Source organism: Streptomyces sp. NPDC002773, assembly GCF_040295605.1.
Taxonomy (GTDB): domain Bacteria; phylum Actinomycetota; class Actinomycetes; order Streptomycetales; family Streptomycetaceae; genus Streptomyces.
Map to the genome: position 1 here is coordinate 227739 of NZ_JBEOVO010000007.1, position 23141 is coordinate 250879.

The 23141-nt window shown below is 71.8% G+C and carries 16 protein-coding genes; 4 read left to right on the plus strand and 12 right to left on the minus strand.

The window, feature by feature from the left end; translation table 11 throughout:
• The first annotated feature begins 71 nt into the window (after positions 1 to 71).
• Positions 72 to 551 carry a DUF2786 domain-containing protein gene (locus tag ABT034_RS12530; RefSeq protein WP_351214137.1) on the plus strand — a complete coding sequence of 160 codons (480 nt, stop codon included), beginning with the start codon at positions 72 to 74 and terminating at the stop codon, positions 549 to 551.
• Positions 552 to 576: 25 nt separating this feature from the next.
• On the opposite strand, the gene ABT034_RS12535 is transcribed toward ABT034_RS12530, so the two are convergent.
• From ABT034_RS12535 to ABT034_RS12545, 3 genes are read right to left on the minus strand one after another with little or no spacing between them, the layout of a single operon-like run.
• Positions 577 to 1245 (minus strand): hypothetical protein, encoded by a 669-nt coding sequence (locus ABT034_RS12535; RefSeq protein ID WP_351214139.1) that lies wholly within the window; start codon positions 1243 to 1245, stop codon positions 577 to 579.
• A complete protein-coding gene (locus ABT034_RS12540; RefSeq protein WP_351214141.1) occupies positions 1245 to 1784 on the minus strand; it encodes a SigE family RNA polymerase sigma factor in 540 nt (179 codons plus the stop codon). Before ABT034_RS12540 ends, ABT034_RS12535 begins: the two co-directional genes overlap by 1 nt.
• Entirely contained in the window at positions 1765 to 2847 is a 1083-nt protein-coding gene (locus ABT034_RS12545; protein ID WP_351214143.1) for a LacI family DNA-binding transcriptional regulator, read from the minus strand. The genes ABT034_RS12540 and ABT034_RS12545 overlap by 20 nt, the downstream gene beginning before the upstream one ends.
• Before the next feature lie 246 nt (positions 2848 to 3093).
• On the opposite strand from ABT034_RS12545, the gene ABT034_RS12550 reads away from it, so the two are divergent.
• Positions 3094 to 5967: a glycoside hydrolase family 2 TIM barrel-domain containing protein gene (locus ABT034_RS12550; RefSeq protein ID WP_351214145.1), complete on the plus strand. Its 2874-nt coding sequence runs from the start codon at positions 3094 to 3096 to the stop codon at positions 5965 to 5967.
• A gap of 35 nt (positions 5968 to 6002) precedes the next feature.
• Here the strand turns inward: ABT034_RS12550 and ABT034_RS12555 are convergent, their stop codons facing one another.
• The 9 genes from ABT034_RS12555 to ABT034_RS12595 all read right to left on the minus strand — a co-directional run bounded on the left by ABT034_RS12555 (position 6003) and on the right by ABT034_RS12595 (position 19454).
• On the minus strand, positions 6003 to 6602 hold the full coding sequence (locus tag ABT034_RS12555) for a DUF4328 domain-containing protein (RefSeq protein ID WP_351214147.1): 600 nt from the start codon (positions 6600 to 6602) through the stop codon (positions 6003 to 6005).
• 118 nt (positions 6603 to 6720) lie between these two features.
• Entirely contained in the window at positions 6721 to 7788 is a 1068-nt protein-coding gene (locus tag ABT034_RS12560) for a rhamnogalacturonan acetylesterase (RefSeq protein ID WP_351214149.1), read from the minus strand.
• A gap of 17 nt (positions 7789 to 7805) precedes the next feature.
• Entirely contained in the window at positions 7806 to 10535 is a 2730-nt protein-coding gene (locus tag ABT034_RS12565; protein WP_351214151.1) for an exo-rhamnogalacturonan lyase family protein, read from the minus strand.
• Between the two features lie 299 nt (positions 10536 to 10834).
• Positions 10835 to 11422 (minus strand): hypothetical protein, encoded by a 588-nt coding sequence (locus ABT034_RS12570; RefSeq protein WP_351214153.1) that lies wholly within the window; start codon positions 11420 to 11422, stop codon positions 10835 to 10837.
• The gene (locus ABT034_RS12575; protein WP_351214155.1) at positions 11419 to 12288 is read right to left on the minus strand and encodes a carbohydrate ABC transporter permease; all 870 of its coding nucleotides are present in this window, start codon (positions 12286 to 12288) and stop codon (positions 11419 to 11421) included. The genes ABT034_RS12570 and ABT034_RS12575 overlap by 4 nt, the downstream gene beginning before the upstream one ends.
• Positions 12285 to 13298 carry a carbohydrate ABC transporter permease gene (locus tag ABT034_RS12580; RefSeq protein WP_351214157.1) on the minus strand — a complete coding sequence of 338 codons (1014 nt, stop codon included), beginning with the start codon at positions 13296 to 13298 and terminating at the stop codon, positions 12285 to 12287. Before ABT034_RS12580 ends, ABT034_RS12575 begins: the two co-directional genes overlap by 4 nt.
• Positions 13298 to 14581 carry an ABC transporter substrate-binding protein gene (locus ABT034_RS12585; protein ID WP_351214159.1) on the minus strand — a complete coding sequence of 428 codons (1284 nt, stop codon included), beginning with the start codon at positions 14579 to 14581 and terminating at the stop codon, positions 13298 to 13300. Before ABT034_RS12585 ends, ABT034_RS12580 begins: the two co-directional genes overlap by 1 nt.
• 171 nt (positions 14582 to 14752) lie before the next feature.
• The gene (arfA, locus tag ABT034_RS12590) at positions 14753 to 16276 is read right to left on the minus strand and encodes an arabinosylfuranosidase ArfA (protein ID WP_351214161.1); all 1524 of its coding nucleotides are present in this window, start codon (positions 16274 to 16276) and stop codon (positions 14753 to 14755) included.
• A 253-nt stretch (positions 16277 to 16529) separates the two neighbouring features.
• Entirely contained in the window at positions 16530 to 19454 is a 2925-nt protein-coding gene (locus tag ABT034_RS12595) for a glycoside hydrolase family 48 protein (RefSeq protein ID WP_351214163.1), read from the minus strand.
• Between the two features lie 276 nt (positions 19455 to 19730).
• Between ABT034_RS12595 and ABT034_RS12600 the strand changes: the two genes are divergently transcribed.
• Both ABT034_RS12600 and ABT034_RS12605 read left to right on the plus strand, forming a co-directional pair.
• Positions 19731 to 21296, plus strand: a complete 1566-nt coding sequence (locus ABT034_RS12600) for a cellulase family glycosylhydrolase (RefSeq protein ID WP_351214165.1) — start codon at positions 19731 to 19733, stop codon at positions 21294 to 21296.
• 17 nt (positions 21297 to 21313) lie between these two features.
• Positions 21314 to 23062, plus strand: coding sequence for a glycoside hydrolase family 6 protein (locus tag ABT034_RS12605; RefSeq protein WP_351214167.1), 1749 nt, complete (start codon positions 21314 to 21316; stop codon positions 23060 to 23062).
• Positions 23063 to 23141 lie beyond the last annotated feature (79 nt).

Sequence of the window (23141 nt, forward strand, 5' to 3'; positions counted from 1 at the left end):
TAGGCAGTGTATGTATTGGCGCTGTACGTATTGGCAGCCAACATATCGGGCCGAGCTGGAGGCTTCTCGCCGTGACCAAGTTCCTGCTGTCCGTCCACGTCCTCGTGGCGATCCTCACCGTGGGGTCGATCGCCGTGGCCGCGTCGATGTTCCCGCGCCACGCGCTGAGGGCCTGCCGCGGCGGGACGCCGGACGGCCGCCCCGAGGGACTCGGGACGGCCGTCCTCCTGCACCGCGTCTGCTCCGTCTACGCCGTCGCGGGGGTCGTCGTGCCGGTGTTCGGGATCGCCACGGGCGCCCAGCTCGGCGTCCTGACCGACGCCTGGCTGATCGCCTCGCTCGTCCTGACGACGGTCGCCGCGGCCCTCCTCGGGCTCGCCGTCCTGCCCGGCCAGCGGCGCCTGCTCGCCCTGGCCGAGGGCACGTCGACGGAGGAGGAGGCGCGGCCCACGGCGTCCCGTCTCGCGATGCTCACCGGCGTCTTCAACGTCCTCTGGGCGGTCGTCGTCGTCCTGATGATCGTCCGGCCCGGCTCCACGACGGGGGCGTGACGGCCCCGCGTCCGCGCCCGGCCGCTCACTTCGCGGCCGCCCCGAAGCCGCCCCGCAGCGTGGTCCGGCCGCCGTCGGGGCCGGTCAGGACGATGGTGTACGTGTCGGCCGAGGCGTCCCGTACCCCTTCGGCGTGGTTGTACTGGCCCGCGAAGACATGGGGGCCCGGCGGGACCGTACGGCCCGGCTTCAGGGTCCAGCGGTAGACCAGGGCGCCGGTCTCCTCGGTCGCCGTCACGGTGAAGTCCTCGGCGGGGCGGGTGCGCCAGTGGCCCGTGCTCACCACCCCGGGGGTGCGGGCGATCCGCAGTTCGACGGTGAGCCCGCCGACCGGGGTGTCCGTCGTCAGGGCGAGATCGTTCTGCGCCCACCAGCGGTTGCTGCCGGGGTCGATCGACGCGGTCACCCGCGCCGTCGGGCCGGGCGCGGGCACCGTGGTGGCGGGCCCGGCCGGGCGCTCCCCCAGGGTGGTCGCCGCGAGCCCACCGAGGCCGACCACCGCGGCGACGGCCGCGGTCACGGCCACGACCGCCGTCCAACGCCGGCCGCTCCACCGGCCCGCCGGCCGGGGCGGCCGGGTCGCAGGACCGGGCACGGCGAGGCCGCGTTCCACCCGGGCGAGGATCCGGGCGTGGTCGGGCCGGTGCGCGAGCGCCGCCTCCCGCAGCTCGCGGCGGAGCCGTGTCTCGTCCATCAGCGCCTTCCCGCGGCGAGTTCGGAGGCGGCCCGGGGGCCGAGCAACCGCTGGAGTTCCGCCATGCCCTTGGCGGTCTGGCTCTTGACCGTACCGACGGAGACGCCGAGGGCGAGGGCGGTGTCGCGTTCGGAGAGGTCGAAGGCGTGCCGGAGGACGACACAGGCGCGCTTGCGGAACGGCAGGGCGCGCAGCGCCACCCGGACGTCGACGACGGCGGGGACGTCGGGGTCCTCGGTGTGGTCGGGCCGCCGGTCCCAGAAGGCGGCGATCCGGCGCCGCTCGCGGACGGTGCCCCGGATCCGGGTGCGGACGAGGTTGGCGACGACGCCCCGGGCGTAGGCGGCGGGGTGGTCGGCGGCCCGGACCCGGTCCCAGCGGTGCCAGAGGGCGAGCATGGCGTCGGCGGCCAGGTCGTCGGCGGCGTCGGTCTCGCCGGTCAGCAGATGGGCGAGGCGGGCGAGTTCGGCGTAGTGGCGCTCGAAGAAGGCCCGGAACTCCGCCGCGCTGTCGCCGGGTTCAGTGTCCGCCGTGACCACGACGGTCCTCGGTGAAGGGGGTGCGGGGAGAGGAGGCGGGGCCCGTGCTGGCGCGCGCGGTGAGGTGGGGCGCGATGAGCTCCGTACCTCCCGGGCCGTTCCCCGCGAGCCGTCGGACGAGGCGCTCGACGGCCAGCCGCCCCATCTCCCGCGCGGGTACGGCGACGGCGGTGAGCGGTACGGAGGCGTGGACCGCGACCTGGTCGGGGCAGATGGCGACGACGGAGACGTCCTCGGGGACGGCGAGGCGCCGGTGGCGCAGGAACGCGAGCAGCGGTTCGACGGCGGCCTCGTTCTGGACGACGAGGCCCGTGGTGCCGGGCCGCTCCTCGAAGATCCGGGTGACGGCGGCGGCGACGGCCGCGTAGGTGCCTTCGACGGGCCGGTGGAGCAGCCCGGCGCCGTGGGCTTCGGCGGCGGCGCGCAGTCCGGTGAGCGTGCGGGCGGCGAAGCCCGTACCGCGTGCGTAGACGGCGGGTGGTTCGCCGAGGACGGCGATCCGGGTGTGGCCGAGGCCGGCGAGGTGGTCGACGCAGCGGGCTCCGGCGGCCTCGAAGTCGAGGTCGACGCAGTCGAGTCCGGCGGCTCCGTCGACGGCTTGGGCGGCTTCCGCCGTTTCGCCGGGGAGTCCGATGAGGACGGAGGGCCGCTCGGCCGCCCGGAGGCAGGGGAGCCGGGGGTCGTCGATCCCGACGTCCATGACGATCATGGCGTCGGCGATGGCGCTGCCCTCGACGCGGCGGACGGCCTCGGGGCCTTCCTCGCCGGTGAGCAGCAGGACGTCGTGGCCGTGGGCGCGGGCCGTGGTGGTGACGGCCATCGCAATCTCCATCAGGACCGGCACGTAGAGGCCGGTGCGGAGCGGCATCATCAGGGCGATGATGCCGGTCCGGCTACTGGCCAGCGCGCGGGCGCCGGCGTGCGGCCGGTAGCCGAGGGTGTCGATGCTGTGCTGGATCCGCTCGCGGGTGGGCGCGGATATGGAGCGTTTGCCGCTCAGCACGTAGCTGACGGTGCTGGCCGAGACCCCGGCGTGGCGGGCGACATCGGCGAGGGTGACCACGTGCGCGCTCCTCGGCTGTTCCCGGTGTTCCGGGCGTCCGGTGCCCGTCGGTGATGCGGACCCCGACCCTAAGCGGCCGCTCGTCGGGCTGTCCAGGTGGGCCGTGAAGAGTCCAAGGGTCCGGTGCCCGGGCGGGGTTGTGCGGGGCCGTCCCGCGCGCTGGGATGAACAGCGAGCGGCAAGCGCTTTCGGCGCCGTCGAGCGTCCCTCTCTCTCCTTGCCCCCACCCTCTCCGACAGGAGGACCATGTCCGCCCTGCCCTGGTACGAAGACGTCTCCCCCGACCGCGGCACGCTCCCGCCCCGCGCCTGGTACGCCCGCTCCGACGCCCCCGCCCTCTCCCTGAACGGCGACTGGGCCTTCCGCCTCTCCCCCACCGCCGGCGCCGAGGACGAGTCCTTCGCCGCCGCGGACTTCGACGCGAGCGGCTGGGGAACGGTCGCGGTACCGGGCCACTGGGTGCTCCAGGGCAAGGAGTTCGGCGGCCCCGCCTACACCAACGTGCTCTACCCCTTCCCCGTCGACCCGCCCCGCGTCCCCGCCGAGAACCCGACCGGCGACCATCTGCGCCGCTTCGACCTGCCCGCCGACTGGCCGGCGGAGGGCGGGGCGGTGCTCCGCCTCGACGGCGTCGAGTCCTGCGCCCGGGTCTGGCTCAACGGCACGGAGCTGGGCGACTTCAAGGGCTCCCGGCTCGCCCACGAGTTCGCCGTCGGGCACCTCCTGGAGGCACGGGACAACGTCCTCGCCCTCCGCGTCCACCAGTGGTCCTCCGGCTCCTACCTGGAGGACCAGGACCAGTGGTGGCTGCCGGGCGTCTTCCGTGACGTGACGCTGCTGCACCGGCCGGAGGGCGCTCCCGGCGACTTCTTCGTCCACGCCTCGTACGACCACGTCCCGGGCACGGGCGGTCTGCGCGTCGACTGCGACGTGCCGGGCCGGGTGCGCGTGCCGGAGCTGGGGCTCGACCTCGCGACCGGCGAGAGCGCCACCGTCCCGGTCGAGCCGTGGAGCGCCGAGGTCCCCCGTCTGTACGAGGGCGAACTCACGGCCGGCGGCGAGCGGATCCCGCTGCGGATCGGTTTCCGCTCGGTGTACGTCGAGGACGGCGTCCTCAAGGCCAACGGGCGCCGGATCCTCTTCCGGGGCGTGAACCGGCACGAGTTCCACCCGGAGCGCGGGCGCGCCCTCGACCTCGCGACCATGCGCGAGGACGTCGAGCTGATGAAGCGCCACAACATCAACGCCGTCCGCACCTCCCACTACCCGCCGCACCCCGCGTTCCTCGACCTCTGCGACACGTACGGGCTCTGGGTGATCGACGAGGGCGACCTGGAGACCCACGGCTTCGAGGAGCTGGCGTGGCGGGGCAACCCGGTCGACGACGCGCGCTGGACCCCCGCCCTGCTCGACCGGGCCGCCCGGCTCGTCGAACGGGACAAGAACCACCCCTCGGTCGTCCTGTGGTCGCTGGGCAACGAGTGCGGCACCGGCGCCGGACTGACCGCGATGGCGGAGTGGATCCGCGACCGCGACCCGTCCCGGCTCGTGCACTACGAGGGCGACCGCTCCTGCGCGGACACCGACGTCTACTCGCGGATGTACCCCTCGCACGCGGAGGTCGAGGAGATCGGCCGGCGTGCCGACGAGGGCCCCGAGGCCCGGCGCCGACTCCCCTTCGTCCTCTGCGAGTACGCGCACGCCATGGGCAACGGTCCCGGCGGACTGGCCGCGTACCAGCGGCTCTTCGAGAGGTACGAGCGCTGCCAGGGCGGTTTCGTCTGGGAGTGGATCGACCACGGTCTCGTCCACCCCGTCCACGGTCACGGTTACGGCGGGGACTTCGGTGAGGAGCTGCACGACGGGAACTTCGTCTGCGACGGGCTGCTCTTCCCCGACCGGACGCCTTCGCCGGGGCTCGTCGAGTACAAGAAGGTGATCGAGCCGGTCCGGATCGCTCCCGGGGAGGAGCCGGGCACGGTCGCGGTGACCAACGGCCATGATGTCTCCGATCTCGCCCATCTCGCCTTCACCTGGTCCTTCCTGGCCGACGGCGAGGTCCTCGCCGAGGGCCCGTTCGAGGTGCCCGCGCTCGCCGCGGGGCAGAGCGCGCGGGTCGACCTGCCCGAGCCGCCCGCGTCTCCGGCAGGCACGGAGGCGGTGTGGACGGTACGGGCCGTCCTCGCCCACGACACGGCCTGGGCGCCGGCCGGGCACGAGGTGGCCTGGGGGCAGATTCCGGCTACCACCGCCCCGGCGCCCCGGCTCCGTGCCCTCACCGGCGCCCGTCCTGCCCCGGCGGCGGACCGGACCACCCTCGGCCCCGGTGTCTTCGACGCCCGCACGGGCGAACCGCTCACCCTCGGCGCCCTGCCCGTCACCGGGCTCCGGCTCGACGTCTGGCGGGCGCCGACCGACAACGACGAGGGCGCGCCCTGGCAGCCCGACGTCCGGTACGGGCCGCTCTGGCGCGAGCTCGGCCTGCATCGGATGCGGCACCGCACCGACGGGGTGAGCACCGCCGGGGACACCCTGACCGTACGGTCGCGGGTGGCGCCCGCGGCCCGGGACTTCGGCCTGGGCGTCACGTACCGCTGGACCTCGGACGGCACGGCGCTGCGCCTCGACGTCGAGGTGGTCCCCGAGGGCGGGTGGCCGGTGCCGCTCCCCCGGCTCGGGGTCAGGCTCGGTCTGCCCGCCGCCCTCGACCGGGTGGTCTGGTACGGGGGTGGGCCCGGTGAGGCGTACCCGGACACGAGGGCGGCCGCCCGGCTGGGCCGGTGGGAGTCGACCGTCGCCGGGCTCCAGACGCCGTACGTGCGTCCGCAGGAGAACGGCGCCCGGATCGACACGAGGTGGCTGGAACTCTCCGACGGGAGCGCGGGGGTACGGATCGGGGGCGAGCCGGCCTTCTGGTTCACCGCCCGCCGCTGGACCACCGAGCAGCTGGACGCGGCGGCGCACCGCCCCGACCTGGTGCCGGGGGACACCTTGTGGCTGAACCTGGACCACGCCCAGCACGGCATCGGCTCCCAGTCCTGCGGACCTGGCGTGCTGCCCGGGCACCGGCTCGACGCGGCACCGGCCGCCTTCTCCCTCGCCTTTACCCCGCTCGGCTGACGGTGTGCCCCGGTCCTCCGGCGGGGGGCCGGGGCTCAGGTCATGTTGAAGTACGGCAGCGGCCCGGCCGGCTGCGCGGCGGTCACCCGGCGGATGACCGCGATCGCGAGGATCGCGGCGAGGATGTTGAGGCTCTGGTCGACCGGGTTGCGGTAGTCGAAGTGGTCGAGGACCAGGAAGTGGAAGGCGACCGAGAGCGGGCCGTCGGCGAGCCAGACGAGCCACCAGGCGTTGATCAGCCAGGCGTCGCGGGACGGGCCGCCGGCCCGGTGGATGTCGAGGGTGATGCGGCGCGGCAGCCACCACATGGCGAGCGGGATGGCCCAGGCGCCGATGGCGAAGCCCACCGGGTACTTGTGGCTGCCCGGGGCGAGGACCTCGGCGTTGCTGCGGACGCGGAAGAACCAGACGATGAACGCGATCCAGCACGACACCTGGAGCACGGCCGGAAACGGGACCATGTCCTCGGCGAGCCAGGGCGAGTCCTCGCCGCCGCTCGCCATGATGTAGACGTCGGTGAGGGCCTGGGTGGCTATCAGCGACTGGACGACGAGCGCAGGTCCGATCGGGTTGCGGAACCTGAAGCGCGGGCCCCGCACGGCTGCCGGTCCGACCGGCACGTTGTAGGCGTCCATGACATCCCCCCCGGGATACGGTGACGCCGCCGTGGAGCGTCACGGCGGCGGTGATCACCGGCATGGTAGGTGGGTTCCGGCCAGGGCGTCCATGAAGGACACTCCCCGGTCCCTCGGCCTACCGGAGCAGACGCTCGGAGACGATTCCTCGGGCCCGCAACTCCGCCGCGACGAGGGCCGCGTACTCCGTGGCCCCGCGGACCGAGGTGTGGGTGTTGTCCCGTTTCTCCGCCGTCAGGTACAGCGCCTTGGACGCCTCGGCGCCCAGCTGCTCGACCCGTGCCTTGGTGAGGGCCGTGAGGTCGATCAGCGGGGTGCCGAGGGAGCCGGCGAGGGCGCGGATCTCGGCGGGGTGGTCCACGCCGAGGCCGTTGACGAGCAGGGCGGTGCCGTTGTTCAGGGTGCCGTCGGCGTTGAACCAGCGGCGGACGATCGGGGTGACGAGGACCGGTTCGCCGCCCCGGGCCCGTACCCGCTCGACCAGGGTCGTCAGATTGGCCCGGTAGGTGGCCGCGTCCGTCTGCTTGTCGTTGTGGGCGAGCTGGATCAGGACGGGGTCGCCGGGCCGGATCGCGGTCTCGACCCGGTCGAAGAGGGCCGGGTTCGCCAGGAAGGTGACGGTGCTCTCGCCGGAGTCGGCGTGGTTGGCGACCGCGATCCCCTGCTTCAGATGGACGGGGAGCAGCTGCCCCCAGCCGGTGTACGGGTCGCCGGGCTGGTCGCAGACCGTCGAGTCGCCGACGAGGAAGAGCCGCCGGGCCCCGGGGGCGGGGGTGACCCGGAGCGAGGTCACGCGCGGGGCGGAGCCCCCGAGGACCAGGTCGAGGCCGGGGTTTCCGGTGGGCCCGGTGGGCTCGCCCTCCGGATTCCGTACGTCCACGGTGAACGTACGGCGGACCCGCTGCCCGGCCCCGGTCGCGGTCTCGGCCACCAGGGCGCGCCGGGTCTCACCGGCGACGGCGGTGGACCCGACTTCGTCACCACCGAGGACTACAGAGACTTCGTACGTGCCGGGGGCCACGTCGAAGTGGCAGGCGAGGGTCCCGCCGGCGGCGGGCGCGCACTGGTCGAGACCTTGCCCGTAGGAGCCGTAGGAGCCGTTCGGGCTGTCCGCGTGGGCGGTGGGGGCGGCTGCGAGAGTGCCGAGCAGGGTCGCCGCGGCGGCGAGGAGTGCGGTCCTTCTCATCGTGGGGCCTCCGGTGGTCACGCGGGCAGGTGGTCGCCGACGAGGGCGAGGTTCTGGATGGCGGCCAGGCCGTAGAGGGCCGTGGTGTTGGTGCTGATCCACAGGTGCTCGTAGCCCGGTTCGAGGGCGGCGGAGCCCTGGACGGGGGTCTTGTCCCAGACCATAGCGGCGGTGTAGCCGTCGCTCCTGTCGAACTTGGCCCAGGCGCGCTGGGCGAGCTTGGTGTCGTTCAGCTGGGCGGCGGCGTAGGCGTCCTGGCGGGAGTGCCCCTGGAAGAGGAGGAGGGTGCCGAAGTTCTTGCCGTACCGGGCGGCCTGTTCGGTCTTGGAGGCGTTGAAGTAGCGGCAGTAGTCGAGCCAGGCCGCCTTGAAGTCCGGCAGGTCGACGAGGTCGATGAGTTCGGCGCACATCTCGACCAGACCGAACATGGCGGAGAGGTGGGAGACGCCGACGACGGGTTCGGACGCGACGGCGAAACGGCCGGTGTCGAGGTCGTAGAGGCCGGTGCCCTGCACGAAGCCGTTGGGCTGGGCCGCGATGGTCTCCATGGTGGAGCGCAGCCGGGCCTCGGCCTTGGCGGCCTTGGGGCCGCCGCGCTCCCACTCGGTGAGCCAGGCGGCGGCGAGGCCGCTCCAGTCGGTGCCGAAGCCGATGGAGAGGGCGTTGCGGTCGGGGGTGTAGGGCTCGGTGCGGATCTTGCGGATGGGGTCGAGGACGAGGAAGGTCTCGTCGGAGTCGACGAGGTCGTGCATGAGGTCGCCGACGCGTTCGTCGGCGGTGAGGAAGTAGTAGGGCCTGCGGTAGACGGCGGTGGAGATGCGCTGCTGCTTGGCACTGCACGCGAAGTGCTGGACGCCGTGGCGGGTGCCGAGGCCGGCCCACTGGCCGAGGTGGTAGACGTCGACCTCGCCGGTGTGGCGGGTCATGGCCTCGGCGAAGCGGAAGACGTCGGCGCGGCCGGAGCGGAGATACGCGTACCAGAGCCACAGGTCGGGCGAGAGTTCGGAGTTGTCCCAGGCGTAGCCGCCGACGTCGTACCGCCACTGGTGCCGGTCCTCGTCGTAGGTGTGCATGATGTCGCCGTAGTCCCAGAAGCCGTACCAACGGCGCTGTTCGGCCTGGTCCTTGTAGTAGGTGAAGAGGTAGTCGAGGTGGTCCTCGATCTTCGCCTTGGCGGGGGTGGAGCGGTCGACCGGGGAGAAGAGCCCGCCGAACACCCGGGCGCGGACGAGGTCCTCGGGGCTGACGGCCAACTGCGGCGGGGTGCGGACGGCGGCGGCCTGGGCGACGAGGGCGGCGGCGGTGGGGGTGGCGGCGTTGGCCCAGAACACCAGCTCGCTGGTACGGGCGATGCCGTAGGGGGTGCCGAAGCCGGGTTCGTAGTCCTCGTAGGTGATGTTGAGGCCTTCGAGCTGCTCGGGGAAGGCGTCCTGGCCCATGCCGTCGTGATAGAAGCGCAGGTCCATGGGCTGGGCCTCGGGCGACCAGAGCCAGAGGGTGACCTCGGCCTCGTCGCCGGCCGCGTTCCTGATGTCGAGCTGGGCGGGGTGCTTCTGCCAGAAGTCGCGGAGCCCGAAGGAGAGTCCGCCGGTGACGCCCCCGACGTAACCGAAGCCGCTCGCGCGGCGGCCGCCGCCGGCGGGGATCCAGCCGTGGCCGGGCTTGGTGCGCTTGCGGAGGGCGAAGCCGTCGGCGGAGAGCTGGGCGAGGGTGTAGTCGCCCCAGGTGGGGACGTACTGCATGCGGGTGGTGACGCGCTGGTCCCAGGTGGCGGGGTCGGGCAGCTTCTCGCCCTTGACCTGCGCGGTGCGGACGGCGGCACCGGGGTCGCGGCGCAGTCCCGTGACGCCCTGGACGGCCTCGGTGAGGAATCCGGCGCCCTCGCCGGCGATGCGGACGTGCCGGTCGTAGGCGGCGTCGCGCATGGGGACGGTGAAGCGGACGCCGAGGCCGCGGATGAAGTCCTTCTGCTGGTCGCCGTCGTAGGTGATGGTGTGGACCATGCGGAAGGACTCGGAGCCCGCGTGGAAGTAGAGGCGGACGGAGAACGGCAGCCAGCTGCGGCTGCCCTTGCGGTGCTTGCCGTCGATGCGGACCACGGCGCGGACGGGGCCGGTCTGTTCGACGACGGCGCCGGAGATCTCGCCGTCGAACCGCTCCCACTTGGCGTTGCCCTGGTCGCCGTCGTCGAGGTCGCTCTGGCGGAGCAGGACGAGCCGTCCGTCGGTGGCGATCTTCACTCCGTCGCGGGTGACGGACTCGACGAGCTTCCCGCCGTCCTTGGAGACGACGGCCCGGACGGTGCCGGTGTCGACGGTGATGCGGCGGCCGGTCTCGGTGACGGAGACGGTCTTCGCGGGGGCGGCGGGGGCGCCGGGCGCCAGGGTGAAGCGCTCGGTCCCGGCGGCGTCCGGCCCGACGGCGTGCGCGGTCCACTTGAGGGAGCCGTCGGGCCAGCGGGCGGTGGTCCAGGTCTGTACGGGGACGGGCGTGCCGTCCGCGGCGGTGAGCGCGAAGGCCTGGTCGCCGGGGTGGGCTCCCTTGGGCCAGGCGGCGCCGAACGTCGAACCGCCGGCGGCGCCTAGCCCGCCGGGCTCCAGCCAGGTGACGGTCGCGGGCCGCCCCTCGGCGGGCGGGGCGGCCGGGGCGGCCTGCGCCTGCTCGCGCCCGAGGACCCAACTGAACTGCGCGGCGGCGCCGGCGACGGCGGCGGCCTTGAGGAGGGAGCGGCGGGGGAGGGAGGACACGGGAACTCCTTTCGTGGGCATGCGGATGGCATGCGTGCGGAAGCGGAAGGTATGGGGGACGGGGCCACGTCGGTCGGCCGCCGCCCACTCCGTGTGGGCAGCCGTCCCGCGGGGCGGGACGGGTGGGCACACGGGACGGCGCCCTTGGCGGCGCCTCCGCCCCTTGTGCCTGGGCCCGCACCCCCCTGTGCGCCGCACCTGTGGTGCGGGTTCAGGCGCGGAAGCCAAGGCCCGGCAGGGGGCGCCGTCCCCGGCGGGTGGGCTCCGGGCTGGCGGAACGAATGCCCGCAACGGGGGGTTCAGGCGCCCGTTAGGGCGCCTCGGCGTTCCGTCGCCAGCGTCGCCGCGACCAGGATGCCCAGGGCCGGCAGGGCCAGTGGGGCGGAGAACCAGGCTGACGCGACGATCACCGCGAGGCCGCAGACGACCAGGAGGGAGCCCGCCGGGTCGCGCAGCGCGCGGCGGGCCGCCGGGCCGAGGAGGGCGCGCCAGCGCAGGTCCGGGCGCCAGGCCGTGGCCGCCCGCAGGAGGGCGACCGTCAACCACAGCGCGGCCAGGATCGCGAGGGCGCCCACGGCCCGCCCGCCGGGCACCGGCAGCGCCCGTACGAACGCGAGATCGGCGGCCACCAGGGCGAGCACGGCGCCGTAGCCGAGGCCCGCCGACAGGCCCCCGCCCTTCAGTGCCGTACGCACGTCGGCGACGAAGAACCCCAGTCCGCTCTCCTCGTCCCCCGTCCAGCGCCGCAGGTGCGCCGCGCCGGCGGCGAGCGCCGCCGGGAACGTCACCAGCGGGAGCGCGGCGACGGCGATCCACACCCCCACGAGCAGGCATTCGGCGAAGACCCCGAACCGGGCCAGGAAGCGGCCCTGCGGACGGCCGCTCATCCCTTGAGGCCCGAGGTCGCCATGCCGTCGATGAGGTACCGCTGGAAGGCGAGGAAGAAGGCGACCACCGGCAGGAGCGCCACGAGCGACATGGCGATCATGCCGCCGTAGTTGGCGATGCCGTCCTGGTCGACGAACATCTTCAGGCCGAGCGAGACCGTGTACTTCTCGGGTTCGTTGAGGTAGATCAGCGGACCCATGAAGTCGTTCCACGCGTTGATGAACGTGAAGATCGCGCTGGTGATGAGCGCGGGACGGCACAGCGGCAGCACGATCGACCAGTACGTCCGCAGGTGCCCGCAGCCGTCGAGCCGCGCCGCCTCGTCGAGCTCCTTCGGCAGCCCGCGCATGAACTGGAGCATCAGGAAGACGAAGAAGGCGTCCGTCGCCAGGTACTTGCCGAGCAGCAACGGCGTGTAGGTGTTGATGAGTTCGAGCTTCTGGAACAGCACGTACTGCGGGATGAGCAGCACGTGGTACGGCAGCAGCAGGGTGCCGATCATCAGGGTGAAGAGGACTCCCCGCCCGGCGAAGCCGATCCGGGCGAAGGCGTAGGCGGCGAGCGAGCTGGAGACCACCACGCCGATGACCGAACCGACGGCGAGGAAGAGGGAGTTGCCGAAGAAGGTGGAGATGGGGATGTCGGCGATGCCGTCGGCGAGGCGCCGGTAGTTGTCGGTGAGGGGTTCGGTGGGGAAGAGCTCCAGGCTGCCGACGATCTCGTCGTTCGGTTTGAAGGAGCTGCCGATCACCCACAGCACGGGGTAGAGGACGACCGCGAGGACGAGCAGGGCGCCGAGGTGCCAGGCGATCGATGCCGCCGTCCGCGGCCTCAGGGACCGCTCGCGCGTACGTGCGAGGCTCATCGGCCCGCCTCCTCGTAGTGCACCCAGCGGCGCTGGGACCAGAACAGGACCGCGGTGACGAGACCGACGGCGAGCAGCAGCATCCAGGCCATCGCGGAGGCCAGGCCCATGCGGCTGTTCTCGAAGCCCTGGATGTACAGGTAGCAGGTGTAGACGAGCGTTCCGTCGGCCGGCCCGCAGGCGTTGCCCTGGCTGCCGATGATGTAGGCGGATCCGAAGATCTGGAAGGAGTGGATGGTCTCCAGGAGCACGTTGAAGAACAGCACGGGGGAGATCATCGGCAGGGTGATGTGCCAGAACCTCCGCAGCGGGCTCGCGCCGTCGACCTCCGCCGCCTCGTACAGCTCGCGCGGCACCTGCTTGAGTCCGGCGAGGAAGATGACCATGGGGGCGCCGAACTGCCAGACGGTCAGCGCGACCAGGGCGTAGATGATGCGGTCGGGGTCGCCGATCCAGCCTCCGGCGTCCATGCCGAAGACCTGCTGCGCACGGTCGACGGCGGCGCCGTCGGAGAAGATCGCACGCCAGACGATGGCGACCGAGACGCTGGCCCCGATGAGCGACGGCGCGTAGAACGCGGCCCGGTAGAAGCCCTGTCCGCGTCGGCTCTGGTTGAGCAGCAGGGCCACACCGAGCGCCGCGGCCAGCTTGAGCGGGGTGCCGATCACCACGTACCAGCCGGTCACCTCCACGGAGGTGCGCCAGCGGGGGTCGCCGAACATCTCGGTGAAGTTGCCGAGGCCGATCCACTTCGGGGCGTCGAAGAGGTCGTAGTCGGTGAAGGCGAAGTACAGGGAGGCGACCATGGGCCCCGCGGTGAGCAGGAGGAAGCCCGCGATCCAGGGGGACATGAAGAGGTAGCCGGCGAGGTTCTCGCGCCGGGCCCTGCGGGACCGGGCGGTGCCGCCCGGGTCCCGGGGCGGGCGCCCGCCGGACGCGGAGTCCGCGGGTGCGGTCTCCGTGTCCGGGCGGGCCGCCGGCGTGTGCGCGGTGGTCACGGCAGCGCCCATCAGGAGGCGAACGCCGTCGACACCTCGGTGAAGTACTGCTTCACCGCGTCCGCGACGGGCCGCTTGCCCAGGGACATCTCCTCGGCGAGGCGCAGGAAGGCGGCCTCGCACACGTCCGCTCCGGCCGGGTGCGGTGTGATCGGCTCCAGGACCCGCGACTCCACCAGCTGCTTCTCGTACGCGGCGATCTGCTTGCCGACCTCGTCCGCGGGCACGTACGCCTCGTACTGGGCGTTGGTGGCCGGAACTCCGCGGTCGTACCCCATGATCTTCCCGACCTCGGGGTCGTGGACCATGAAGTCGATGAACTGGGCGACCTCCTTCGGGTGCTTGGTGCGCCGGGAGCCGCTGAGCATGAGCGAGCCGAGGTACTGCCCGGTCTTGCGGCCGTCGGTGGTGGGGATGGGGGCGAGGCCGTACTGGCTCTTGCCCTCGGAGGCGTAGCGGACGGTGAAGTTGTCCCAGGTGAACTCGCAGGCGGCGAGTTCGGCGGTGACGGCCGACTTGGGCTTGGCCTGGATGGTCTTCCTCGGGTCGGCGTAGACGCCGGACCTCACCCGCTCGAACCCCTTGGTCCACCAGTCGGTCAGGTCCGCCTCGGTGAAGCCGAGTCCGGAGGTGGTGAAGAAGGCCTTGCCGTGCTGGCGGAGGTAGAGGTCGTACAGGTACATGATCCCGTACGGGCCCGCGTCGCCGGCCCGGCCCTGGCTGTCCTGGATCTTCGCGAGGGCCGCGTGGTACTCGTCCCAGGTCCAGCCGGGCCTGGGGGCGACCCCGGCCTTGGTGAAGACGGTCCGGTCGACGACGAGGGCCATCGAGTTGCTGCCGACGGGGACGCCGAGCAGCTTGCCGTCGACCTCGCCGAACTTCTCGAGACCGGCCCGGAACCCTTCGAGGCGGAGGTTTCCGGCCTCGGCCTGCTCGCGCAGGTCGAGGAGGACGTTCTTCTCGTCGTACTTGCGCAGGAAGCCGATGGCGTTCTGGAAGACGTCCGGCGGATTGCCGCCGGACGCCTGGGTGTTGAACTTCTTCCAGAAGTCGGCGTAGGGCTGGAAGTCGGTCTTGACCTTGATCTTCGGATACTTCTTCTCGAAGAGGGCGATCGACTGGTTGATCCGCTTGGCCCGGTCGTCGGAGCCCCACCACGCGTATCGGATGGTGACGGTGCCGTCTCCGGATCCGGAGCCGGTGCCGCACCCCGCCGCGGTCAGCCCGAGGGCCGCGACGGACCCTCCGGCGAGCTTGAGCAGACCTCGACGGTCAACAGTGCTTCGCGTACGCACAGTTCGTCCTCCGCGCGTTATTAGAACGTTTCAGGAAAGCGCTTGCTGGGACAAAGTAGGGTCGCTCGTCAGCCACGTCAACGCTTCGGACAGGAACTTTCGAAGCGCTTCGAAACGGGAGCCGCCACGAGTCGTGTGAAAGGATTCAACGAGGGGCCCGGGCAGCGGCCGTCAGGCCAGCCTGACGACGTTCCAGGACATCGGCTCCAGGACGGCCCGCAGCGTACCGTCCACCAGCGTCGCGCCCTCCCCCGCGTGCGGCGCGACCCGCTCCGGCTCGTCGAGCGTGTTGCGCGCCTCCGGGTCCGCGTCGGCGAGGACGCTGTGCTCGACGACCCGGCTCAGATCGAGACCGCGCAGCGCCACCGTGAGCGGCAGCGACGAGTCCCGACCGCGGTTGACGGCGAAGACGGTCACACCGCCGTCCTCGCCGCGCACGGCCGTGGCGTGCAGCAGCGGCACGTCCCCGTAGCGCTCCGTGGGGTACGTCGGCGCGTCGACGCGCACGTCGAGGACCGTCCCCCGGCCGTACCGCGAGGCCTGCGCGAAGGGGAAGAAGGTGGTCTGGCGCCAGGCGGGGCCGCCGGGCTCGGTCATGATCGGGGCGATCACGTTGACGAGCTGGGCGAGACAGGCCACGGCGACCCGGTCGGCGTGGCGGAGCAGGGCGATCAGGAGCGTGCCGAAGACGACGGCGTCGGTGACGGTGTAGACGTCCTCCAGGAGCCGCGGGGCCTCCTGCCAGTCCTCCACCGGATGCGGGTTGGGCCGGCGCTGGTACCAGACGTTCCACTCGTCGAAGGACAGGGTGAGCTTCGTCGCCGACTTCAGCCGGGCGCCGACGTGGTCGCAGGTGGCGACGACCTCCTCGATGAAGGCCTCCATGTCGACGGCGGAGGCGAGGAAGGAGTCGCGGTCGCCGTCCACCTCCTCGTAGTAGGCGTGCAGCGAGACGTGGTCGACGACGTCGTACGTCTCCGCGAGGACGGTCGCCTCCCAGGCGGCGAAGGTCGGCAGTCCGCGCGCCGAGCTGCCGCAGGCGACGAGTTCGAGACCGGGGTCGATCTGGCGCAGGGCGCGGGCGGTCTGCGCGGCGAGCCGGCCGTACTCCTCCGCCGTCTTCTGCCCGGTCTGCCAGGTGCCGTCCAGCTCGTTGCCCAGACACCAGATGCGGATGCCGAACGGGTCCTTGTCGCCGTGGGCGATGCGCCGGTCGGAGAGCGCGGTGCCGCCGGGGTGGTTGGCGTACTCGACGAGGTCCATCGCCTCGGTGACGCCCCGGGTCCCGAGGTTGAGCGCCATCATGGGCTCCGTCTGGGGGCCGACCTTCCGCAGGAAGGCGATGAACTCGCTCAGGCCGAAGCGGTTGGTCTCGGTGGAGCGCCAGGCGGCGTCGAGGCGGCGCGGGCGCTCGTCGACGGGGCCGACGCCGTCCTCCCAGCGGTGGCCGGAGACGAAGTTGCCGCCGGGGTAGCGGACCGCGGTGACGCCCAGCTCTCGCACGAGCTCCAGGACGTCGGTGCGCAGCCCGTCCTCGTCGGCGGCGGGGTGTCCGGGCTCGTGGATCCCGGTGTAGACGCAGCGCCCGAGGTGCTCGACGAAGGAGCCGAAGAGGCGTGGGTCGACCGGGCCGACGGTGAAGTCGGGGTCGAGGGTGAAGCGGGCGGTGGGCGCGGCGGGTTCGGGGTGCGACACGGGAGTCCCTCTCGTTCGAAGCGGTCGAAGCGGTCGAAGCGGTCGAAGCGGTCGATGCGGTCGATGTGGTCGATGTGGTGCCTGCGTCACGTACGTTCGAGATTTCGACCAACGGCCGTATGTCCGAACGCGAACGTAGGAGCGGAGTCGGCGGTCGTCAATGGACCCCCTGGAACGCCCGAAGACCGGGCGGGCCCCTCGCGGGGTCCGCCCGGTCTCGTCGTACGCGGAGCATCTCTGTGCGGGGCGGCTGCTATTCGAGCAGCTCCGCGTACGAGCCCATGGCCAGGGCGATGTCCGCCTGGGCCCAGAACCGGTGGTACGTGAAGACGGGGGCGGCGCCGCCCGCCAGGTAGGCCTCGATCTTCGGCCAGGCCGGGTCGTCCTGGTAGAAGGAGCGGATCGAGGCGAAGGTGGAGGAGTTGTTCACCGTGTCGCCGTTCGGCATGGTGCCGGTCCAGCCGCTCGGCACGTACACGGGGTCGTCGAAGCGGTTGTAGTCGGCGCGGGTCTCCTCGACGGCGATGCCCAGCGGGTCCTGGTGGTGGTCCCACATGCCGTCGAGCAGCGCCTTGGCGACCCGCTTGGCCTCGGCGTGGCCGGATTTGGCCGCGTAGTAGGTGAGGGTCTTGGCGTAGGCGGCGGCCACGCCGACGTCGTTGGTGTAGTCGGCGACGGTGACGTGGAGTCCGGCGTTGGCGCCGGGGTTCGCCGCGTTCCAGGTGTCGGGCTTGCCGGACCACTGGAGGGTGGAGGGGATGCGGTAGGTGCCGTCCGGGTTGATCGTGGTCTTGGACAGCGCCCAGGAGACCCACTTGTCGAGGACGGTCTTCGCCCCGGTGTCACCGGTCTGCTGGTAGTACTCGGCGACCCGCTCCATGGACCAGGCCTGGAAGCCGAACCACTGGTTGGACGCCGGGTCGTGGTAGACGGGCTTCTCGTCGTAGTACAGGCCGTGGAAGGTGGGGGTGCCGGCCGGCGGGGTGGCGTAGCGGCCCTGCCAGCTGTTGGTGGCGCCGCCCGCGATGGCGCCCTCGTCGGACTGGAGCCAGCGGTAGAACTCCAGCTGCCGGTCGAGGCTGGTCGCCCAGTCCGCCTGCCCCGTGGCCGACTTGGGCTTGAGCGGGGCGTACTCACTGAGCGCGTAGGCGGCGAGGGGGTTCTGGTAGCCGCCGTGGGCGTGGCTGGAGCCGATGCGCCAGGACCAGCCGGCCGAGGCGTCGGTGGCGCCGCCCCAGGCGTAGTACCAGGACATCAGGTAGTGGGCGCTGTCCTTGCCGGTGCCGGCCGGGCAGGCGGTCGGGCCGACGCAGTTCCCGGCCTTCTTGAAGTACTTGTCGAACATCGCGTACCGCAGGTAGTCGCCCATCTTGGCGGCCTTGCCGACGGTCGCGGAGACCTGCGTGCCCTTGCCCTGCTGCTTGGCCCAGAGGTCGGCCCAGTAGGCGGCCTGGACGGCGCGGGCGTCGGCGTCGGGCGCGTTGGTGAACTTCCACTGCTTGGCGTAGGAGGCGTCCCCCGTGAAGAGGTCCAGGTAGCCGTTCCTACCGCCGTAGGAGAAGTTGTCGCAGGTCGGGTGGGTGACGGTCTCCCAGACGGACTCCTGCGGGCCGCGCTGGAAGGTGTTGATGTACGAGGGTCCTGTCGCCGTCGGTCCTGCGGAGCACTTCCCGGGCTCGTTGCCGAAGCCGTAGACGTTGTCGACGTCCTGGATCCAGTGCATGCCGTAGATGTCGTCGGTGCCGTAGGCGCTCTTGAGCTCGGCGGCGATCGGGTCGGAGCCGGAGGTCACGCCGGAGTCGAGCCGGGCCGGGTACTGCGAGGGCAGGTCCCACTCGGGGGCGTACGTCGCCGGCTTGGAGGCGTTGTAGGAGCCGGTGGTGGGTGTGTCGGCATGCGTGGGGATCATGAACTTCTCCATGATGTCCCAGGCGCCGTTGAACTTGGTCCAGTCGCCGGTGATCTTGCCGTACATGGCCTGGAGCCAGATGAGGTAGCTGTACGCCTCCGAGGTCGTCTCGTGCCCGTGGTCGGGGGCCTCGACGATCAGGGTCTCGACCGAGTGGTACGGGATGCCCTCGGGCGAGAAGTAGCCGTTGGCCGGGTTGGTGATCTTCCCGTGGAGGTCGAGGAAGCGGGCGTCGTACGTGGAGTTCGCGGCCAGCTGGGCGACGGTGACCTCGGCCTTGGTGTGGCCGGGGGCGGTCGCGGTGAAGACGGCGGAGCCGGTGCCGGTGGCCGCGGCGGCGACGGTCACCTTCTGGGCGGTGTTCCAGTTCGCCGGGGTGAAGGTGAGCGCGGCCGGGGTCGCGGTGAGCTGGGTGTTGCCGGAGGTACGGGCGACGCTCACCGTGACGTTCGAGGTGGGGGCGGTCGACAGCTTCAGGTCGAAGGTGCCGGTGGCGCCCTGGCGTACCCCGAGCTGGCTCGGGGAGGCGACGAGCGCGGCTCCGGCGGCGACGGTGATGCCGACGGGGGCGGACTCGGCGGAGGCGCCGCGGCTGTCGTAGGCCTTGGCGTAGAGGGAGTGGGCGCCGGCGGCGAGGCCGGTCGCGCTGTGGGTGTAGGGCGCGGTGGTGTCCGTTCCGAGGAGCGTGGTGTCGCTGTAGAACTCCACCTTGCTCACGGTCGCGCTGTCGGCCGCCGCGGCGGTGGCGGCGAGCGGCACCGCGTCGCCCCGGGTGTAGACGGCTCCGGCGGTGGGGCTGGTCAGGACGGCGACCGGGGGTTGCTGGGCGCCGGCGCAGGGGGTGCCGTTGACCGCGAAGGCGGTCGGGGCGGCGTTGGCCCCGCTGTAGGTGAACTGGGCACCGGTGGTGGTGGCGGCGCCCGGGGCGAGGGTGCCGTTCCAGGACGCGTTGGCCACCGTGACGTTTCTGCCGGTCTGGGACCAGGTGCCGCTCCAGCCGTTGGTGAGCTTCTGGTCACCGGCGTAGGAGTAGGTCAGCGTCCAGCCGTTGAGTGCCGTGGTGGACCGGTTGGTGAGCGTGAGTTCGGCGGTGAAGCCCGAACCCCAGTCGTTCGTCCGGTAGTCGACGCTGCACTGGACGGCGGTGGCCTGGGCGGTGGCCTGGCCGGTGGTGGCGCCGAAGGCGAGCAGGCCGAGGGGGAGGGAGAGCGCCGCGGCGAGGGCGGTCAGCGGCCGGCGTGGGCTCGTTCTCGTTCGTAGGCGTGGCATGCGGGTTGGTTCTCCTCGCGGCTCGGGAGGGCGGGGAAGCGAAGAGCTGAAACGTTCGACAGTCAAGCTTTGAACCAGTGGGAGCGCTCCCACTGTGCAGTTGGGGCGCAACGCCGTCAAGATGTGTGAGGAAGTCGAAGCCAAAAGCCGGGGAATTTACCCGACTCCTCTTTTGCTTGGCGCCAGTTGCGGCTACGGTCTGCCCCGACCCAGTGGGAGCGCTTCCATCCCAGTCGGCACCCCGTCAGGGTGTGCCCTCGCTGCGAGGACTCGCTCATGCGACATCCCCCACGTCTGTCCGCGCTGCTCGCAGGAGCAGCGCTCACGATGGCGAGCACCGCGCTCGCCCTCATGGGTACGGCCTCTGGAGCGGCGGCCGCACCCGACTGCACGGTGGAGTACTCGGTCTCGAACCAGTGGGCCGGGGGCTTCCAAGGTGCCGTCACCGTCACCAACGGCAGTGCCGCGCTGAACGGCTGGAGCCTCGGCTTCGGCCTCCCGGCCGGCCAGGTCGTCAGTCAGGGCTGGGGCGGCAAGTGGTCCCAGTCCGGCACGAACGTCTCGGTCGTGAACGAGAGCTGGAACGCCGCGCTCGGCACGGGCGCGAAGGTGACGGCGGGCTTCATCGCCTCGTGGACGGGGACCAACACGGCCCCCACCGCGTTCACGCTCAACGGCACGGCCTGCGCCACGAACGGAACCACCCCGACCCCGACCCCGACGGCCCCGACCACTCCGCCGACGGTCCCGCCCACCACTCCCCCGACCACTCCTCCGACGACCCCTCCGACCACTCCCCCGACCAGTCCGCCGCCGACTCCGGTCTCCGGCGCGCCCGAACTGGGCGTCGCCGGCAACAAGTTCGTCGACCAGAACGGCGCGGTGCGCCGCCTGCTCGGCGTCAACCGCTCCGGCGGCGAGTTCATGTGCGTCCAGGGCCACGGCATCTGGGACGGTCCCGTCGACGACGCCTCGGTCAGGGCGATCGCCGACTGGAAGGCCAACACGGTCCGCATCCCCCTCAACGAGGAGTGCTGGCTCGGCCTGGACAACATCAAGCCCGAGTACCGGGGCACGAACTACGTCAACGCGGTCAGGGATCTGGTGACCAAGGTCCTCGCCCACGGCATGACCCCGGTGCTCGAGCTGCACTGGACGTACGGCCAGTACACCGGCAACTCCTCGGGCTGCCCCGACGTGCACGCCACCTGCCAGAAGCCGATGCCGAACGCCCAGTACACCCCGGGGTTCTGGACCTCGGTGGCGAACACCTTCAAGAACGACGAGCGGGTCGTCTTCGACCTGTTCAACGAGCCCTACCCGGACCGGGCGACCTCCACCGCGGCACAGGCCTGGTCCTGCTGGCGCGACGGCGGCACCTGCCCCGGCATCGGCTACCAGGTCGCCGGCATGCAGGACCTCCTGGACGCGGTCCGCGCCACGGGGGCGAAGAACCTCGTCCTCGTCCCGGGCATCGCGTACTCCAACGACCTGAGCCAATGGCTCCAGCACCGCCCCGCGGACCCGGCGGCGAATCTGGGCGCCGCCTGGCACGTCTACAACTTCAACACCTGTTCCACCGAGACCTGCTGGAACGAGACCCTCGCCCCGGTAGCCGCACAGGTACCTCTGCTCGCGGGCGAGATCGGTGAGAACACCTGCGGACACGCGTTCATCGACCGCGTCATGAAGTGGTTCGACGACCGCGGTCTCTCGTACCTGGGCTGGACCTGGAACACCTGGAACTGCACCTCGGGTCCCGCGCTGATCAGTTCGTACGACGGCACTCCCACCGCATTCGGCATCGGGCTGCGCGACCATCTGCGCGCCCTCACCTCCTGAAGGGAACCCCCACCCGCATGAGCCGCACTCCTCGCACCAGCCGCACCGCCCTCCTGGCGGCCCTCGGCCTCATCACGGCCACCGGCGCCACCGCCACCGTCTTCGGCACCGCCACCGCCGGCGCCGCCGCCCCCGGCTGCAAGGTCGACTACCAGATCACCAACCAGTGGAGCACCGGCTTCGGCTCCAACGTGACCGTCACCAACACCGGTGACCCGGTCTCCGCCTGGACCCTGGAGTGGTCCTACGCCGGGAACCAGCAGGTCACCCAGGGCTGGAACGCCACCATCACCCAGTCCGGCGCCGCCGTCACCGCGAAGAACGTGTCCTACAACGGCACGCTGACGACCGGCGGTTCGACCTCCTTCGGCTTCAACGGCTCGTACAGCGGCACCAACGCCGTGCCCGCCACCTTCAAGCTGAACGGGGTCGTCTGCAACGGCGCCACCCAGCCCCCGACCACCCCGCCCACCACTCCCCCGACCACGCCTCCGACGACCCCGCCGCCGGCCGGCAGCAAGGTCGACAACCCGTACGCCGGCGCCAAGGTGTACGTGAACCCCGACTGGAGCGCGAAGGCCGCCGCGGAACCCGGCGGCAGCAGGATCGCCAACCAGCCCACCGGCGTATGGATGGACCGGATCGCCGCCGTCAACGGCACCCCCGGCGCCAGGGGCCTGCGCGCCCATCTCGACGAGGCCCTGAGGCAGAAGGGCACCGGAGAGCTCGTCGTCCAGCTGGTCATCTACAACCTGCCGGGCCGCGACTGCGCGGCGCTCGCCTCCAACGGCGAGCTCGGCGCCACGGAGATCGGCCGCTACAAGACCGAGTACATCGACCCGATCGCCGCGATCCTCGCCGACCCCAAGTACGCGGGCCTGCGGATCGTCAACGCGGTCGAGATCGACTCGCTGCCGAACCTGGTCACCAACGTCTCCGGCCGTCCGACGGCCACCGCCAACTGCGACGTCATGAAGGCCAACGGCAACTACATCACCGGTGTCGGCTACGCCCTCAACAAGCTGGGCTCGATCGGCAACGTCTACAACTACGTCGACGCCGGCCACCACGGCTGGCTGGGCTGGGACAGCAACTTCGGTCCCTCCGCCGAGCTGTTCAAGACGGCCGCCACGGCCGAGGGATCCACGGTCGACAAGGTGCACGGCTTCATCGTCAACACCGCCAACTACAGCGCCCTGAAGGAGGACCACTTCAAGATCGGGGACTCCGTCAACGGCACCTCGGTGCGCACGTCGAAGTGGATCGACTGGAACCAGTACACCGACGAGCTGTCGTACGCCCAGGCGATGCGCGACAAGCTGGTCTCGATCGGCTTCAACAGCAACCTCGGCATGCTGGTCGACACCTCCCGCAACGGCTGGGGCGGCACCCAGCGGCCCACCGGCCCGGGGGCGCTGACCAGCGTCGACACGTATGTCAACGGAGGCAAGTACGACCGCCGCATCCACCTCGGCAACTGGTGCAACCAGTCCGGCGCGGGCCTCGGCGAACGGCCCCAGGCGGCCCCTGCCGCGGGCATCGACGCGTACGTCTGGATGAAGCCCCCGGGCGAGTCCGACGGCGCCTCCAAGGAGATCCCGAACACCGAGGGCAAGGGCTTCGACCGGATGTGCGACCCGACGTACACGGGCAACGTCCGCAACGGGAACAGCATGTCGGGCGCGCTGCCGGACTCCCCGCTCGCGGGCGCCTGGTTCTCCGCCCAGTTCCAGGAGCTCATGAAGAACGCCCACCCGGCGCTGTAGGCGGACCGGGGTTCACGGGCCCACGCGGTGCCGCATCCGTCCGGCGGGACGGGTGCGGCACCGTCGCGCGTTCGGCGGC